Genomic DNA, 16,394 nt, shown 5'->3' on the forward strand with positions numbered 1-16,394 from the left:
GGGTCGCGGCGGGCGGGAGGGGTCTCCCGCGGTGCGCCGGATCAGTGTAGACGGTGGGCGGGAGTGCTCTCCCGAGCCGCGCGGAGCGGGCTCAGCGCGGCTCGGAGAGGGTCGACTCGATCAGGTCGACGAGCCGCCCGGAGCCGTCGCGGACTCCCACGCGGGCGGCCCGGCGCGCCATCTCGTCGCGACGGGCGGTGTCGCCCAGGAGCGGTACGAGCTCCCGCTGGACCCAGCCGGGGAGGAAGGCGGCGTCCTCGACGAGGACCGCTCCCCCGGCGTCGACGACGCCGCGCGCGTTGTAGCGCTGCTCGCCGTTGCCGACCGGGTACGGGACGTAGACCGCGGGCAGGCCGAGGGCTGTCAGCTCGCTGACGGTCGCCGCCCCCGCGCGGGAGACGGCCACGTCCGCGGCGGACAGCGCGAGGTCCATCCGGTCGCAGTAGGCGAGGAGGTGGTAGCCGGCCACCCCCGGGTCCGTGATCTCGGCACGGTCGCCCGTGATGTGGAGGACCTGTAAGCCGGTGGCGACGAGATCCCGGGCGGCGGCGTGCACCGTCGCGTTGATCCGTCGAGCGCCGAGGGAGCCGCCGGTCACCAGGAGGGTCTGCCGGGACGGGTCGAGGCCCAGCGCCGCCATCGCCTCGTCGCGGCGCGCGGCCCGGTCGAGCTCGGCGATCTCGCGGCGCAGCGGCATGCCGACCACCCGCGCGTGCGGCAGGGGCGTGCCCTCGAAGGCCACGCCGACCGAGCGGGTCGCGCGCGCGCCGAGGCGGTTGGCGAGCCCGGGGCGCGCGTTGGCCTCGTGGACGGTGAAGGGGACGCCGGCGCGGCGGGCCGCCAGGTAGGCGGGTGCTGCCGCGTACCCTCCGAAGCCGACCACCGCGTCGATCCGCCGGTCGCGGATCGTCCGGACGATGCCGGCGATGGTCGCGCGGAAGGCTCCGGGGAACCGCAGCGCCGCCGCGTTCGGGCGGCGCGGGAACGGCAGCCGCGGGATCACCGAGAGCTCGTAGCCGCGGAGGGGGACGAGGCGCGCCTCGAGCCCCTCGGCGGTGCCGAGCACGAGCACTTCGTCGCGCGGGTTCCGCCTGCGGATCTCGTCGGCCGTCGCGAGCAGCGGATTGACGTGGCCGGCGGTGCCGCCGCCGGCGAGCAGATAGCGGGTCACTCCGCCGCCGCCTTCCTGCGGCGCAGCACGCCAGCGCCGGGCAGGGGCGCGGTCTGGGTGCGGGCGAAGGAGAGGACGACGCCGATGGCGAGGAGCGAGCTGAGCAGGGCGGTGCCTCCGGAGGAGATCAGCGGCAGCGGGACCCCCAGCACCGGGAGCACCCCCAGGACGACGCCGATGTTGACGAACGCCTGGCCGATCAGCCAGACCATGATCGCGCCGGTGCTGATCCGCACGAACGGATCGGAGGACGCGTGGATGACGCGGAAGAAGGCGACCGCGAGGACCACGAACAGCGCCAGGACGACGATCGCTCCGATCAGCCCGAGCTCCTCGCCGATGATGGCGAAGATGTAGTCGTTGTCCGCGGCGGGCAGCCAGGACCACTTGGCCTTGGAGTTGCCGAGGCCCACGCCGAAGATCCCGCCGGAGGCCATCGCCCAGGTGCCGTGCACCGGCTGCCAGCACGAGTTCTGGTACTCCTCGACGTTGGAGCAGTCGCCGAGGAAGGACATGATCCGGGTGAGGCGGTTGTCGCTGGAGACGGCGAACAGCACCGCTCCGATCGCGCCGACCACCACGATCGGCACGAGGACCTTCATCTGGACGTTCGCGTAGAAGAGTGCGGCGAGGACGATGCCCGCCATGATCACGACCGTGCCCAGGTCGCCTCCGATGAGGACCAGTCCGATCGCCGCGCCGCCGACGATCAGGACGGGGATGAGCGCGTCCTTCCAGTCCTTCGGCGACCGGTAGCGGCGGGCGAGCAGGAGCCCCAGCCAGAGGGCGAGCGCGAGCTTGATGATCTCGGAGGGCTGCATGCTGAAGGCGCCGAGGCGGATCCAGTTGCGGTTCCCGCCGACGGAGTCGCCGAGCGGTGTGAAGAGCACGAGGCACTGGAGGACGCAGCCGGCGATGAGCAGGATCGGCGTCACGCGCTTCCACACGCCGAGGGGCAGCCGCGAGACCACCAGCATCATCGGGATCCCGAGGAGGGCGAACCCGCCCTGGCGCAGGAAGCCCCCGAAGGAGTCGTCGCTCGACACGTAGGAGGTGACCGACGAGGAGGAGAGCACCATCGTCAGTCCGAACAGCACCAGGAAGAGCGTGGTTCCGAAGAGGAGGTAGAAGTTCGGCGAGTGGGAGGCGAAGACCTTCGAGAGGACGATCCGCGCGGAGCGGGCCCCGCTCCGGTCCTTCCCGCGCGGCTCAGTGCGCGAGCGGCCCGCGGGGCGGCTCGTCGTCGGAGCGGTCATCGGCTCCCCCTCCCAGGTGTGTCGCCACGGCGGCCGCGAAGGAGCGGCCCCGAGCCGCGTAGTCGAGGAACTGGTCCATCGAGGCCGCGGCGGGTGCGAGCAGGACGACGTCCCCCGAGCGGGCGAGCGTCGCGGCCGCCTCGACGGCCGCCTGCATCACCGCACCAGTGTCGTCCGGCACCGCCTCGCTCACGGGGAGGGCGGGCGCGTGTCGTCGGAATGCCGCGAGCAGCGCCGAGCGGTCGGCGCCGATCACCACGGCGCCCCGCAGGCGGCCGACGTGCGCGGCCACGAGGGCGTCCACGTCGACGCCCTTGAGCAGGCCGCCGACGACCCAGACGACCGACGGGTACGCGCGCAGCGAGGCGTCGGCGGCGTGCGGGTTCGTGGCCTTGGAGTCGTTCACCCAGGTCACCCCGTCGTGCTCGGCGACGACCTGGATGCGGTGGGCGTCGAGCTCGAAGGACGCCAGCGCGGTGCGGACGGCCGTGACCTCGATCCCGCACGCTCGGGAGAGCGCTGCCGCGGCGAGCACGTTCTGGACGATGTGCGGAGCGGCGAGGTTCCGAGCGGCGAGCTCGTCCACGGTGGTGATCTCGAGGGCACTGGTGCGGCGGTCCTCGAGGAAGGCGCGGTCGCAGAGGATGCCGTCGACGATCCCGAAGTCGCTCGGGCCGGGCACGCCGAGGCCGAACCCGATCGCCCGGGCGCCCTCCACCACCTCGGCGTCGAGCACCATCTGCTCGGTCGCCGCGTCGGCGCGGTTGTACACGCAGGCGACGCGGGTGCCGGCGTAGACCTTGCCCTTGGCTGCGCGGTAGGCGTCGAACGAACCGTGCCAGTCGAGGTGGTCGTCGGCGATGTTGAGGCACACGCTCGCGATCGGCTCGATCGCGCCCAGGTAGTGCAGCTGGTAGCTCGAGAGCTCCACGACGAGGACGTCGAAGCCCTGCGGGTCGCGGACCGCGTCGAGCACGGGCACGCCGATGTTGCCGCAGGGGGCGGCGTGGAGGCCGCCGGCCACGAGCATCGTCGCCGTGAGCTGGACGGTCGTGGTCTTCCCGTTGGTGCCGGTGACGGCCACCCATTCCGCCGGAGTGCCGTCGGCGCGCACGACCTTGTCGCGGACGCGCCAGGCGAGCTCGACGTCGCCCCACACGGGGATCCCGGACTCCGCCGCCCACACGAGGATCGGGTGCGTCGGCCGGAAGCCGGGCGACACCACGACCAGCTCCGGTGCGAACGCGTGCAGCTCCTCCGGAGCGGAGTCGAGGCGGTCGGCCCGGTGCAGGCGGGCGCCGATCACCTCGAGCAGGCGCTCGCGCTCCTCGTCGGCGCGGTCGGCGAGGACCAGCACCTCGGAGCCGAGCTCGGTCAGGGTGTCGGCCACCGAGAACCCGGTGACGCCCAGGCCCAGCACGGCGACGCGCAGGCCGCGCCAGTCCGAGTGCCAGCTGCGGAGGGAGTCGGGACGGGCGGGATCGGTCATGCCAGCGACAGCCATTCCAGGTAGAAGAGCCCGACTCCGGCGGCGACGAAGATGCCGGCGATGATCCAGAACCGGACCACGACGGTGATCTCGGCCCAGCCCTTGAGCTCGAAGTGGTGGTGGAGCGGGCTCATCAGGAAGATGCGCTTGCCCCGGGTCAGCTTGAAGTAGATCCGCTGGAGGATGACCGAGCCGGTCACGATGACGAACAGGCCGCCGATGAGGATGACCAGCAGCTCGGTGCGGGTGAGGATCGCCAGGGCCGCGAGCGCGCCGCCGAGGCCGAGCGAGCCGGTGTCGCCCATGAAGATCTGCGCCGGCGAGGTGTTCCACCAGAGGAAGCCCACCAGGGCACCGGAGACGGCCGCCGCGATGATGGCCAGGTCGAACGGGTCGCTCACCTGGTAGCACTTGTCGACGACCTCGGGGTTGAGGTGCTGGTCGAAGCACCACTGGTTCGACTGCCAGAACCCGATGATGACGTAGGAGCCGATCGCGAGGATCGAGGACCCGGTCGCGAGTCCGTCGAGCCCGTCGGCGACGTTCACGCCGTTCGACGTGCTGGTGACGATGATGCAGATCCACAGCACGAACAGGCCGATGCCGATCCAGCCGAGGGAGGCGAAGTCGAACGGCAGGTCGCGGATGAACGAGATCGAGGTGGACGCGGGGGTGAGCCCGTTGGAGTCGCGGACCATGATCGCGATCACCGCGAAGGCCGCGGCGACGATGACCTGGCCGGCGATCTTCGCCCAGCCGCCGAGGCCGAGGCTGCGCTGGTTGCGGGTCTTCAGGAAGTCGTCGACGAAGCCGACGAGTCCGAGCCCGACCATCATGAAGAGCACCAGCAGGGCCGACGGCGCGATCGCCCGGTTGCCGAACAGCATCCCGAGGAAGTAGCCGACCACGGTGCCGATGATGATGACGATGCCGCCCATCGTCGCCGTGCCGTGCTTGACGTGGTGCGACTTCGGTCCGTCCTCGCGGATGAACTGGCCCCACTGCAGGCGGTGGAAGAGGCGGATGAACAGGGGCGTCATCAGGAGCGTGAAGGCTCCCGAGAACGCGCCGGACAGGAGGAGTGCCCTCATCGGTGACGCTCCCCGAGACGGTCGGCGAGGAAGCGCAGCCCCGCGGAGTTGGACGACTTGACCAGCACGGTGTCGCCGGGTCGCAGGTAGTCCTCGAGGAGGTCGAACGCCTCGTCGGAGGTCTCCGCGAAGACGGACTCGCCGCTCCACGACCCCTCGCGCTCGGCCGCGACGTGGATCCGGCGGGCGCCTCGGCCCACCACCACGATCTGGGAGATGTTGAGGCGCACGGCCAGCAGGCCCACGCGCTCGTGCTCCTCGTCGGCCCACTCGCCGAGCTCGCTCATCTCTCCCAGGACGGCGACAGTGCGCCCCCCGGGCTTCGCGATCTGGGCGAGGGTGCGCAGGGCGGCCGCGGTGGAGTCGGGACTCGCGTTGTACGCGTCGTTGATGATGCGGACGTCCTCGCCGCCCAGGACCTCCATGCGGCCGCGCTCGGCGAGGGTGACGGTCGCGAGAGCCTCGACGATCGCGGGCAGCGCCACTCCGACAGAGAGCGCGGCGGCGGTCGCCGCGAGGGCGTTCATCACGTGGTGCTCGCCGAGGACGCGCAGCAGGAGCTCGGCGCGAGCGGCCTCGCGGCCCTCCCCCGCCGAGACCTCGATGGCGAAGCGGGTGCCGTCGGCGGTCGCGTCGATATCGACGGCGCGGACGTCCGCGCTCTCGCCGCGGCCGAACCAGAGGACCCGGGCGGCGGTGCGGCCCGCCATCGAGGCGACCCGGCCGTCGTCGGCGTTCAGCACGGCGACGTCGTCGGCGGTGAGGTCGGCGACCATCTCTGTCTTGGCCTCGAGCGTGCGCTCGATCCCGCCGAACTCGCCGGCGTGCGCGAGGCCCACGGCGAGGACGACGCCGACGTCGGGCCTGGCCATCCGGACAAGGCGGCGGATCTCGCCGACCGCGCTCGCGCCCATCTCGGCGACGAGGAAGCGCGTCGACTCGGACACCTGGAGCATCGTGATCGGCGCGCCGACCTCGTTGTTGAAGGATCCGCGCGGAGCGACCGTCTCTCCGACCCGCTCGAGGACGGTGCGGAGGAGGTTCTTGGTCGTCGTCTTGCCGTTCGAGCCGGTGACGCCGATGACGGTGAGCCCGCCCTTCGCGCGGACGCGCCGGACGACCTCGGTCGCCAGCGCTCCGAGCGCCTCGACGGAGTCGTCGACGAGGACCTGCGGCACGTCGAGGTCGAGCGGGCGCTCCACGATGAGGAGCGCGGCACCGCGCTCGAGAGCGGCGGGAGCGAAGAGGTGGCCGTCGGTGTGCTCGCCGCGCTTGGCGACGAAGATCCCGCCGGGCGCGATCTCGCGGGAGTCGGTCTCGGTCGCTCCGTCGATCACGGTGGCGGCCGTGGCGGACGAGCCGGCCAGGTGGAGGCGTCCGGAGACGGCCTCGGCGATCTCGGTGAGGGTGAGGGCGATCATCTACAGCCAGCCCGCCTCGCGCAGCGCGTGACGGACGTCGTCTCTGGCCGAATACGGCATGTGCACTCCTGCGATCTCCTGGTGGTCCTCGTGGCCGGGCCCGGCGTAGAGGATCGAGTCCCCTTCGCGCGCGAGGGCGACGGCGGCGCGCACGGCGGCGCGCGGGTCGGCGATCTCGTGGATCTCCCGGTCGGGCACGGCGGCCCGGGCGCCCTGGAGGAGCGCGGCGCGGATGGCGGCCGGATCCTCCCAGCGCGGGTGGAAGTCGGTGACGACAACGACGTCGGCGAGGCGGGCGGCGATGGCGCCCATGTCGCTCCGCTTGGTCGTGTCGCGGTCCCCGTCCGCCCCGAACACCATGAACAGGCGGCCGGGCGTGATGGTCCGCAGCGCCTCGAGCGCGTTCTGGAACGCGTCGGGGGTGTGGCCGTAGTCGACGTAGACGCGCGGTCCGCGCTCCCCCGAGACGAGCTCCGCGCGGCCCGGGATGTAGACGTCGAGACGACTGTCCTCGAGCGCGTGCGCGACGGCGTCCAGGTCGAAGCCCGACTCCACCAGCATCACGATCGCCAGCGCGGCGTTGGACGCCATGTACCAGCCGATCAGCGAGACGGTGACGACGACGGAGCGGTTCTCGGGCCCCTCCAGGCGGAAGGTGGTGCTGTCGGGCGTCGCGTCGAGCACCGTCATCGACCAGTCGGCGGGCGTCGTCGGGGCGACTCCGACGACCGGAGAGCCGGCGAGCGTCGCGACGGGGATGCGGCTGCGCTCGGCGAGCTCGCGCCCCCAGGCGCTGTCGACCGTGACGACGCCGCGGCGTGCGCGCTCCGGCTCGAAGAGGTCGGCCTTGGCCTCGAAGTACTCGCGCAGATCGGAGTAGTCGTCGAGGTGGTCGTGGCTGAGGTTCGTGAAGCCGACGACGTCGAAGACGAGGCCGTCGATCCGGTGCCGCGTGAGCGCCTGCGCCGACACCTCGATGGAGACCGCGCGGACGGCGGACTCGCGCATCCGAGCGAGCAGGCCGTGCAGCTCGCTCGCCTCGGGAGTGGTCAGCGAGCTGACCACGGCGACGTCGCCGATCCGGCGCTCGGCGGTGGAGCTGAGGCCGGAGACGACTCCGAGCCGGCGCAGCAGCGCGTCGAGGATGTAGACGACGCTCGTCTTGCCGTTGGTCCCCGTCACGCCGAAGAGCGTCGGGACGTCCTCGCGGGTGCGGTGGATCCACGCGGCGACGTCGCCGAGGGCGGCCCGCGGGTCGGGGGTCACCAGCACGGGCAGGCCGCTGTCGGCGGCGAGCTCCGCTCCGGCCGGGTCGGTCAGCACGGCGACGGCTCCGGACGCCGCGGCGGCCGACGCGAAGGCCGCGCCATGGGCACGGCGTCCTGCGACACCGACGTAGAGGTCCCCGGACTCGACCTGGTTCGAGTCCAGCGTGACTCCGCTCACCTCGACGCCCTCGAGGCCGCGGACCGGGCCGAGGGAGAACTCGGCCACGAGCTGCGAGAGACTCCGCGGCACAGGGTGCTCGGGGCGGAGGGAGGACTGCGGGCGAGGGTCGTGCACTGCCCGCTCTTTCTCTCGTTCTGGTGCGTGGATCGTGGTCCCGGCGGGACTCACCACGTCGTCGGGTACTCGACGGGCGGCACCGTGGACGGCTCCACCCGGTTGGTCTTGAGCACCTGGGTCATGACCTGCTGGAAGACGGGAGCCGTCGCCTGGGACGTGTTCATCTTAACCGGATCGGCGATGGTGACCGTCACGACGTACTCCGGGTCCTCCGCCGGCGCGAGCCCGGCGAGCGAGACGGTGTAGCTCTTCGAGTAGCCGCCCTTGCCGTCGGGCTGCTGCGCGGTACCGGTCTTGGTGGCGATGTTGTAGCCGTCGACGTGGATGTCGTTCGCCAGCCAGCCCTCGTTGTAGTGCGTCTGCAGCATGTCGACGACCTGCTTCGCGGCCGAGCTCGACACCACCTGGGTGCCCGTCGCATCGGGGACGTCCACGACGGAGCCGTCGGCCGTGGTGCAGCCGTCGATCAGCTGCGACGGGAGCCGCACTCCGCCGTTGCCGAGCGTCTGGTAGATGCTCGCGACCTGCACCGCGGTCGCCGAGACGCCCTGGCCGAACATCGTCGTGTAGTTCGTCTGGTTGTCCCAGTCCTGGTAGTCGGCGAGCAGGCCGCCCTCCTCGCCGGGGAAGCCGCTCGTAGTGGGCGTGCCGAGACCGAACTTCTGCAGGTAGTCGTAGCGGGTCTGGGCCGACAGGCGGGAGCCGAGCATCGAGATGCCGACGTTCGACGAGTCCTTGAGGATGCCGGTCAGCGTGTAGTTCGTCGGGGTATGCGCGAAGTCGTCGCTGAACGAGGCGCCGTCCTTCTCGAAGGAGTCCGGGACGACGACCTGGGTCGTCGGGCCCGCCTGGCCCTGGTCGATCAGCATCGCGGCCGTCATCGGCTTGAAGGTCGAGCCCGGCTCGAACGGCGCGCGGAACGCGCGCGAGCTGCGGTCGGCGGAGGCGCTCGCCTCGACGTTGTTGGGGTCGACGGTCGGCGTCTCGGCCACGGCGAGCAGCTTGCCGGTCTTGACCTCCTGCACCACGACGATCCCGTAGCTGCCGCCGACCTCGGCGACGCGCTGCGAGAGGACCTGCTGGGAGTAGTACTGGAGGTCGGAGTCGATGGTGAGCTTCAGCGTCCCGCCGTCGACGGCCGGGGTCTCCGAGACGGTGCTGCCCGGGATCCGGACGTAGTCGGCGCTGCGCTCGTAGCTCTCGGACCCGTTCTGCCCCGCGAGGCAGGTGTTCTCCGCGTACTCCATGCCCTCCTGGGCCGCTCCGTCCGCCCCGACGTAGCCGACGAGGTTGCCGGCCACCGCGCCGTTGGGGTAGCTGCGTCCCTGCTGGGTCTCGAAGTAGGTCCACGGGATGTCGAGCGCGACGAGCTTCTGGTAGGCCTCGAGGTCGAGCCCCTCCGAGAGGATCAGGTAGTTGGCCTTCGCGTCCTTCGCGAGCGCGGCGTCCACCGCTCCGGTGATCTGCTCGACCGACTGCCCGGTGATCGCGCCGATCTCGGAGGCGGCCTGCTGCACGCTGACCATGACCTTCTGGTCCTCGCCCAGCTCGCGCGGGAACTCGGCCACGTTCTTCGGCGAGGTCGTCAGCCGGTAGCGCGTGGTGGTGTCCGCGAGCACCGTCCCGGAGCGGTCCACGATGGGGCCGCGCTGGCCGTAGGTGACGACGCTGTTCGACTGGTTCTGGGCGGCCGCATCGGTGAGCTCGTTCGCCCGCACGATCTGGATGTCCACCAGCTTGCCGATGAAGAGTCCGACGACGGCGACGATGATGACGAACGAGACGGCCGTGCGGCGTCTGCTCGAGCGGTGGTGTCTCACTGCGGCGGTGTCCTTCTTGCTCCGGGCGGGCGGGCCGCCGTTCGTCGGGTCCGGATGGTCGTCGTGCGCCCCGCGGGGCGGGTGCCCGCGCGGAGGCGGACCGCGACGCCGTGCGTCAGTGCGTGATGGGCGCGGGCAGCTCGCCCTGCAACGGTACGGCCGCACCGTCGACAGCCGGGGAGGACGCGCTCGCGCCGGGCTGGAGAGCCGGGACGAGGGCGTTGGGCACGAGCGGCGCGGAGGCGGTGCCCGCGACTTCGCTCGACGCGGCGGAGGAGGGGTCGCCCAGCACGGCGCCGTCCGAGAGGCGGAGGTAGACCGGCGCGGTATTGGCGACCATGCCCAGGCCCTGAGCGGCGGTGGCGAGGTTCTGCGGCGAGCTCAGCGTGTCGACGGCGTCCTGCTTCTCCGCGTTGCTGCGGGTGAGCGACTTCTGCTCGGTCTGCAGCGCCGAGATCTGGTAGGCCCCCTGCGAGAGGCCGACGCTCACCAGGAGCTGGACGACGATGATCGCGAAGAGGCCGGCGACGGCGACGATCCCGTAGACGAGCTTCGGGCGCGACTGCGCCTGACCGGCCGGGACGGCCTCGATGCGGGGGCGGGGCGCCTCCTCCTCGGGGCGTGCTCGGCGGGCGGTGTCGATGACGGCGGGGTCGATGACGGCGGTGGCGCTCATGCGGTGCTCCTGATCCTCTCGGCCGCGCGCAGACGCACGGGTGTCGCTCGGGGGTTGCGGGCCTTCTCGTCGTCGGAGGCGAGCTCGGCTCCGCGGATGACGAGTCGGAACTCGGGTCGATGCTCCGGCAGCTCCATCGGGAGGCCGGCCGGGGCGGTGGAGGAAGACGCGGCCTGGAGCGCGCGCTTGACGATCCGGTCCTCGAGCGACTGGTACGCCTCGACGACGATCCGCCCGCCCTCGTTGATCCGGCCCAGCGCGGCGGGGATCGCCCGCTCGAGGACGGACAGCTCCTGGTTGACCTCGATCCGCAGCGCCTGGAAGACGCGCTTGGCGGGGTGGCCGTTCCGCTGGATCGCGACCGGGGTCGCCGCCTGGATGATCTCGACGAGACGGCCGGAGCGCTCCAGCGGAGCCTCGCGACGGGCCTCCACGATCTTCTTGGCGAAGCGCGCGGCGAGGCGCTCCTCGCCGTACTCGTGGAAGATGCGGCGCAGGGCGGTCTCGTCGTAGTCGGCGATGATGCTCGCCGCCGTGAGCGGGGCGGTCGAGTCCATCCGCATGTCGAGCGGCGCGTCCTTGGAGTAGGAGAACCCGCGCTCGGTCTCGTCGAGCTGGAGCGAGGAGACGCCGAGGTCGAAGAGCGCACCGTCGATCGTGTCGATGCCCAGCTCGTCGAGCACGTCGGGCAGCTCGTCGTAGACGGCGTGCACGAGGTCGATCCTGGAGGCGTGGGCGGAGAGCCGCTCCCCCGCGAGCTGCAGCGCCTCGGGGTCGCGGTCCAGGCCCACGAGGTGCAGGCCGGGGAAGCGCTCGAGCAGCGCGAGCGAGTGCCCGCCCATGCCGAGCGTCGCGTCGACGACGACCGCCCCGTCGCGCTCCAGCGCCGGAGCCAGGAGCTCGACGCAGCGCTCGAGCAGCACCGGGAGGTGCCGCTCCTCGGTCGGGCGCGGAGCGCCCTTCGGAGTGTTCTCTGCCATGGCGGTCCCGCCGTTCCCGTTCCTGTCGTCCGATCCCCATCCACCTCGCGTCCGGACACCGGGGAAGGTGCGTCCGGGCGCCGAGTGGCTGGGAGTCGCGCGACAGGACCTAGAACAGGCCGGGGATCACCTCCTCCTGGGTGTCGGAGAACACGGACTCCTGCTCCTGCAGGTAGGTCTCCCAGGCGCCCTGCGCCCAGATCTCGGCGCGGTTGCCCGCTCCGATGACGGTGAGGTCGCGGTCGAGGCCGGCGTAGGCGCGCAGCGGAGCCGGGAGGGTCACGCGGTTCTGCTTGTCCGGCGTCTCGGCGCTCGCGCCCGAGAGGAACACCCGGAGGAAGTCCCGCGCCTGCTTGCTGGTCACCGGCGCCTGCCGGATCTTCTCGTGCATCACCTCGAACTCGGCCTGGCTGAACACGTACAGGCACCGCTCCTGGCCGCGCGTGACGACGACTCCGGAGGAGAGCTCGTCGCGGAACTTGGCGGGGAGGATCACGCGGCCCTTCTCGTCGAGCTTGGGGGAATAGGTGCCGAGGAACACGGACTGCCCCCCACTTCTTCCGGCCAAGGATGGTGTGTCCTCCACAGTACTCCACTTCCCCCCACTCACAACTCCGGCGCGGCGCGGGGCGCGCCGGAGAGGCCCCGGTCATCCGCGTGTTTCCGCGGAATCGCGACAGTGGGGCGAAGTGGAGGGGGAATGCCGCGGGAGGGAGGCCGCGGGCACGAAAAAAGGGCCGATCCGTGAGGATCGACCCTGTGGTGGAGCGGAGGGGAGGCTAGCCGCGCCCGTCTCCGCGGTTGTCCCACCTGTCGTTCAGACGGTCCATGAAGCCGGACCCCTGGCGGTTGCCCGAGCGGGGCTTCAACGGACGGCCGACGTCGGGCAGGCCGGGCTCGGAGGAGCCGCCGGCGGCCGGGCGCATGGCCACGATCACGCCGCCGAGCATGAAGGCGAACCCGAGGATGCCGACGAGGGGCTGGCGCACGACCACGCCCGCGACGAGCACGGCGAGACCGAGGATGCCGAGCAGGATGCCGAGCACGAGGGCCCGGTAGTTGGTGCCGCCGCGCCCCTTGCCGACCGCCGCCACGAAATCGGCGTCGTTCTGGTAGAGGTTCCGCTCCATCTCATCGAGGAGCCGTTGCTCGTGTTCCGAAAGCGGCATCGTGACCCCTTCAGGGTGCGGCGTCGACCCTTTCGGGGATCGGCACCGGAATAGGCGGCGTCTGGGCTCGACCGGTCGGACGGCGCTTCAGTGTAGACCGAGCCCGACGCAGGCACCAGGCACCTTCGGTGCATAGGCTGGTCGGGTGAACCACAGCTCTCGACTGGTCGATCGCGTCCAGCTCCGAATCGATGAATTCCTCACCGGGCGCACGCCAATTCTGCGCTCCATAGGAGAGGACGTCTCCGCCCTCGGCGACCTTTCGCGGGACTTTCTCAGCGGGGGCAAGCGGTTCCGCGCGCGCTTCTGCGAGGCGGGCTGGAACGCGGTGTCGAGCACCTCGAGCGAGGCCCATCCGAGCGGCTCCGATCCGATCGCGAGGGTGGGCGCCGGCCTGGAGCTGTTCCACGCCGCCGCTCTCGTCCACGACGACGTGATCGACAACTCCGACACCCGCCGCGGCGCTCCCGCGGCGCACCGGCGCTTCTCCTCCTTCCACGCCGACGGCGGCTGGACCGGCGACCGCGACGAGTTCGGCCGCTCCTCCGCGATCCTCCTCGGCGACCTCCTCCTGGTCTGGTCGGACGAGATCTTCGCCGCGGCGGAGTGGTCGCTCGGGGATCGAGTCGCGGCCGAGCGCGCGCGCGCCGAGTTCAACCTGATGCGCACCGAGGTCACGCTGGGCCAGTACCTCGACATCCTCGAGGAGAGCGCGTGGGTGCAGCACCCCGAGCACGAGCACCTGCAGCGGGCGGAGCGGGTGGTGGTCTACAAGAGCGCGAAGTACAGCATCGAGGCGCCTCTGGTGATCGGCGGCTCCCTCGCCGGCGGCGACGACGCTCAGCTGGACGCCCTGCGCCGCTTCGGGCTCCCGGTCGGGATCGCCTTCCAGCTGCGCGACGACGTCCTCGGAGTCTTCGGCGACCCGGCAGTGACGGGCAAGCCGGCCGGCGACGATCTGCGGGAGGGCAAGCGCACCGTGCTGCTCGGCCTCGCCCGCGGCGCGTGCTCGCCGGGCGAGCGGGCCGAGCTCGACGCGGTCGTGGGCCGGAGCGACGCCGACGCGGCGTCCATCGCGCGGGCGCAGGAGATCATCGCGGGCAGCGGCGCCCTCGAGCGACTCGAGGAGCGCATCGACCAGGAGGTGGCCGCGGCGATCGCGGTCCTCCCCGACGCGCAGCTCCGCACGGAGGGCGTGGCTGAGCTGCGCGAGCTGGCCGCCCAGGTCACGGTCCGCACCTCCTAGGAGCGGACCGGCGGGATCAGGCCAGGGCCTGGGCGACCCGCCGGACCTCGGCCTTGCGGCCGGCGCGGAGGGCGACGATCGGGCTCGTGCCCAGGCTCTCCTCGACCGTCAGCATCCAGTCGACCGCCTCGTCGTCGGTGAAGCCGGAGTCGGCGAGCAGGATCGCGGTGCCGCGGATCTCGCTCATCGGCTCCCCGTCGCGGAGGAAGAGGGCGGGGACCTTCAGCACGCCGTCGCGGCGGGTGCCGAGCAGGTGGCGCTCCTCGAGGAGGCGGCGGACCCGGCCGGCGCCGAGCCCGGTCAGCTCCACGAGGTCGGGGACGGTCAGCCACTCGAGCTCGGAATCGGTCGAGGTGGCGGGGGAAGCGGACGAGTCGGTCACGCGTCAAGACTGCCACGAGCCCGGAGGGCCGCCAACTGCGGGCGCCCCGGAGAAGGAGTCGGGCCCGTCCTGCGCCGCCCGGGCGTCGCTCACCGGTTCCCCCGGGGGTCTTGCCTAGACTCATCGCGTGACCACCAGCCAGCTCGACCCTCTCCTCGGCCGTCTCGTCGACGGCCGGTACGAGGTGCGCTCGAGGATCGCCCGCGGCGGCATGGCGACGGTCTACCTCGCGCACGATCAGCGCCTCGAGCGCCGCGTGGCGATGAAGGTCATGCACGGCCACCTCTCCGACGACGCGACGTTCAAGAACCGCTTCGTCCAGGAGGCGCGCTCCGCCGCCCGTCTCGCCCACCCGAACGTGGTCAGCGTCTTCGACCAGGGCCAGGACTCGGACATGGCCTACCTGGTGATGGAGTACCTCCCCGGGATCACCTTGCGCGACCTGCTCAAGGAGCGCGGCCGGCTGACCGCCCAGCAGGTCGTCGACATCATGCACTCCGTGCTCTCGGGTCTCGCCGCCGCGCACCGCGCCGGGATCCTCCACCGCGACCTCAAGCCCGAGAACGTGCTCCTCGCCGACGACGGCCGGATCAAGATCGGCGACTTCGGCCTCGCGCGCGCCGCCTCCGCCAACACCGCCTCCGGTCAGGCCCTCCTCGGCACGATCGCCTACCTCTCCCCCGAGCTGGTCACGCGGGGCACCGCCGACACCCGCAGCGACATCTACGCCATCGGGATCATGATCTACGAGATGCTCACCGGAGAGCAGCCCTTCACGGGCGAGCAGCCGATGCAGATCGCGTACCAGCACGCGAACGACTCCGTCCCGTACCCCAGCGCGACGGTCGCCTCCGTCCCCACCTCGCTCGACGAGCTCGTCCTCTGGGCGACCGAGCGCGACCCGGACATGCGGCCCCGCGACGCCGGTGTCATGCTCGCGCAGCTGCTCGAGGCCGAGCGGCTCATGGGCATCACACCGAGCGACCGCCGCGGCGACACGCAGGCGGTCACCCCGCTCCCGGCGCCCGTCGCCGATCCGGCGCCCGCGACGGCCGTCTTCGATCCGGCGGAGCCCGGGCAGACCTCGGTCTTCGACCCGGCGCCGGCCCCCGGAGCGGTGCTCGTGGTCGACGAGGACGACGACACCGTCGCCCGGCTCGCGAGCAGGCGCCGCGTCCGACGGCGCCGCGGCGTCCTGCTCACGGTGGTCGTCCTCCTCCTGGCGCTCATCGGCGGCGGGACGGCCTGGTGGTTCGGCGAGGGACCCGGCGCGATCGTGTCGATCCCGGACGTCGTCAGCCAATCGCAGCAGGACGCGACGGCCCAGCTGCAGGCGCAGGGCTTCGAGGTGCAGCCGCAGGAGACGCCCGACCTCACCGTGCCCGCGGGGACGGTGGTGAGCTCCGATCCGCCCGGCGGGCAGGGGGTGCACAAGGGCTCCGTCATCACGCTGACCGTCTCGAGCGGGCCGCGCCAGCTGCCGGTCCCGTCGCTCGCCGGCCTCTCGGAGGCCGACGCTGCTGCCGCGGTGACGGGCGGCTCCTTCACCGTCGGCGACGTCTCGAAGATCTTCGACGCCGACGTCGACGCGGGTGTGGTCGTCTCCGCCTCGCTGCCTGACGGATCGGCGCTGCCCGAGACGATGTCCGAGACCAGCACCATCGCGATGGTGGTGAGCCTCGGACCGATCCCGAACGTCGTCGGCCTCTCGATCGACGACGCGACGGCGAAGGCGGAGGCGGCCGGTCTCGCCCTCGACCGCAGCGGCGAGGACTGGAGCGACACCGTGGCCGCGGGCGTCGTCCTCACGCAGGCGAACCCGGAGGCGCCCGCCGTGACCGGCGACACCGTCTCGGTCGTCGTGTCGAAGGGGCCCGAGCCCGTCGCCGTGCCGAACGTCGTGGGGATGAACCGCGACGAGGCGAAGGCGGCCCTCGAGGCGGCGGACCTGTCGTGGAGCTACTCCCTGACGACGCTCGGCCCGCTGATCGACGCGGCGCCGAACGAGCTGACCAAGGTCACGAACCAGTCCAACAAGGCCGGCGATCTTGTGCAGCGCGGCACGACGATCCAGCTGTCGATCACCATCACGACCTGACGCCGCCGGTCGAGCCCCTCGGCGGGGAC

Annotated in this window: 14 protein-coding genes; 2 read left to right on the forward strand and 12 right to left on the reverse strand. The window is 71.9% G+C overall.

Annotated elements, in window-relative coordinates; translation table 11 throughout:
• Positions 1-91: 91 nt before the first annotated feature.
• The 11 genes from murG to C5C71_RS12700 form a co-directional block, all read right to left on the reverse strand.
• Positions 92-1,171 carry an undecaprenyldiphospho-muramoylpentapeptide beta-N-acetylglucosaminyltransferase gene (gene murG, locus C5C71_RS12650; RefSeq protein ID WP_104337814.1) on the reverse strand — a complete coding sequence of 360 codons (1,080 nt, stop codon included), beginning with the start codon at positions 1,169-1,171 and terminating at the stop codon, positions 92-94.
• Positions 1,168-2,427, reverse strand: coding sequence for a putative lipid II flippase FtsW (ftsW, locus tag C5C71_RS12655; RefSeq protein ID WP_104222593.1), 1,260 nt, complete (start codon positions 2,425-2,427; stop codon positions 1,168-1,170). The genes murG and ftsW overlap by 4 nt, the downstream gene beginning before the upstream one ends.
• Positions 2,381-3,916, reverse strand: coding sequence for a UDP-N-acetylmuramoyl-L-alanine--D-glutamate ligase (gene murD, locus C5C71_RS12660; protein ID WP_104337815.1), 1,536 nt, complete (start codon positions 3,914-3,916; stop codon positions 2,381-2,383). The genes ftsW and murD overlap by 47 nt, the downstream gene beginning before the upstream one ends.
• Positions 3,913-5,007, reverse strand: coding sequence for a phospho-N-acetylmuramoyl-pentapeptide-transferase (mraY, locus tag C5C71_RS12665; RefSeq protein ID WP_104222591.1), 1,095 nt, complete (start codon positions 5,005-5,007; stop codon positions 3,913-3,915). The genes murD and mraY overlap by 4 nt, the downstream gene beginning before the upstream one ends.
• Positions 5,004-6,428, reverse strand: coding sequence for a UDP-N-acetylmuramoyl-tripeptide--D-alanyl-D-alanine ligase (gene murF / locus C5C71_RS12670; protein ID WP_104247145.1), 1,425 nt, complete (start codon positions 6,426-6,428; stop codon positions 5,004-5,006). Before murF ends, mraY begins: the two co-directional genes overlap by 4 nt.
• Positions 6,429-7,991, reverse strand: a complete 1,563-nt coding sequence (locus C5C71_RS12675; protein ID WP_104238697.1) for a Mur ligase family protein — start codon at positions 7,989-7,991, stop codon at positions 6,429-6,431.
• A 50-nt stretch (positions 7,992-8,041) separates the two neighbouring features.
• Positions 8,042-9,814: a penicillin-binding protein 2 gene (locus C5C71_RS12680; RefSeq protein WP_258068722.1), complete on the reverse strand. Its 1,773-nt coding sequence runs from the start codon at positions 9,812-9,814 to the stop codon at positions 8,042-8,044.
• A gap of 115 nt (positions 9,815-9,929) precedes the next feature.
• Complete coding sequence (locus tag C5C71_RS12685) at positions 9,930-10,490, reverse strand: hypothetical protein (protein ID WP_104222588.1); 561 nt, start codon at positions 10,488-10,490, stop codon at positions 9,930-9,932.
• Positions 10,487-11,470, reverse strand: a complete 984-nt coding sequence (gene rsmH / locus C5C71_RS12690; protein ID WP_104337816.1) for a 16S rRNA (cytosine(1402)-N(4))-methyltransferase RsmH — start codon at positions 11,468-11,470, stop codon at positions 10,487-10,489. Before rsmH ends, C5C71_RS12685 begins: the two co-directional genes overlap by 4 nt.
• A 109-nt stretch (positions 11,471-11,579) precedes the next feature.
• Complete coding sequence (mraZ, locus tag C5C71_RS12695; RefSeq protein ID WP_104222586.1) at positions 11,580-12,011, reverse strand: division/cell wall cluster transcriptional repressor MraZ; 432 nt, start codon at positions 12,009-12,011, stop codon at positions 11,580-11,582.
• Between the two features lie 238 nt (positions 12,012-12,249).
• Entirely contained in the window at positions 12,250-12,639 is a 390-nt protein-coding gene (locus tag C5C71_RS12700; RefSeq protein WP_104337817.1) for a DUF3040 domain-containing protein, read from the reverse strand.
• A gap of 145 nt (positions 12,640-12,784) precedes the next feature.
• Between C5C71_RS12700 and C5C71_RS12705 the strand changes: the two genes are divergently transcribed.
• The gene (locus C5C71_RS12705) at positions 12,785-13,885 is read left to right on the forward strand and encodes a polyprenyl synthetase family protein (RefSeq protein WP_104337818.1); all 1,101 of its coding nucleotides are present in this window, start codon (positions 12,785-12,787) and stop codon (positions 13,883-13,885) included.
• A 16-nt stretch (positions 13,886-13,901) separates the two neighbouring features.
• On the opposite strand, the gene C5C71_RS12710 is transcribed toward C5C71_RS12705, so the two are convergent.
• The gene (locus tag C5C71_RS12710; RefSeq protein WP_104222583.1) at positions 13,902-14,267 is read right to left on the reverse strand and encodes an Rv2175c family DNA-binding protein; all 366 of its coding nucleotides are present in this window, start codon (positions 14,265-14,267) and stop codon (positions 13,902-13,904) included.
• 127 nt (positions 14,268-14,394) lie between these two features.
• On the opposite strand from C5C71_RS12710, the gene pknB reads away from it, so the two are divergent.
• Positions 14,395-16,365 carry a Stk1 family PASTA domain-containing Ser/Thr kinase gene (gene pknB, locus C5C71_RS12715; protein WP_104250750.1) on the forward strand — a complete coding sequence of 657 codons (1,971 nt, stop codon included), beginning with the start codon at positions 14,395-14,397 and terminating at the stop codon, positions 16,363-16,365.
• The last annotated feature ends 29 nt before the right edge of the window (positions 16,366-16,394 follow it).

Origin of the sequence: Rathayibacter sp. AY1C1 (assembly GCF_002932105.1) — a bacterium.
Lineage (GTDB): Bacteria > Actinomycetota > Actinomycetes > Actinomycetales > Microbacteriaceae > Rathayibacter.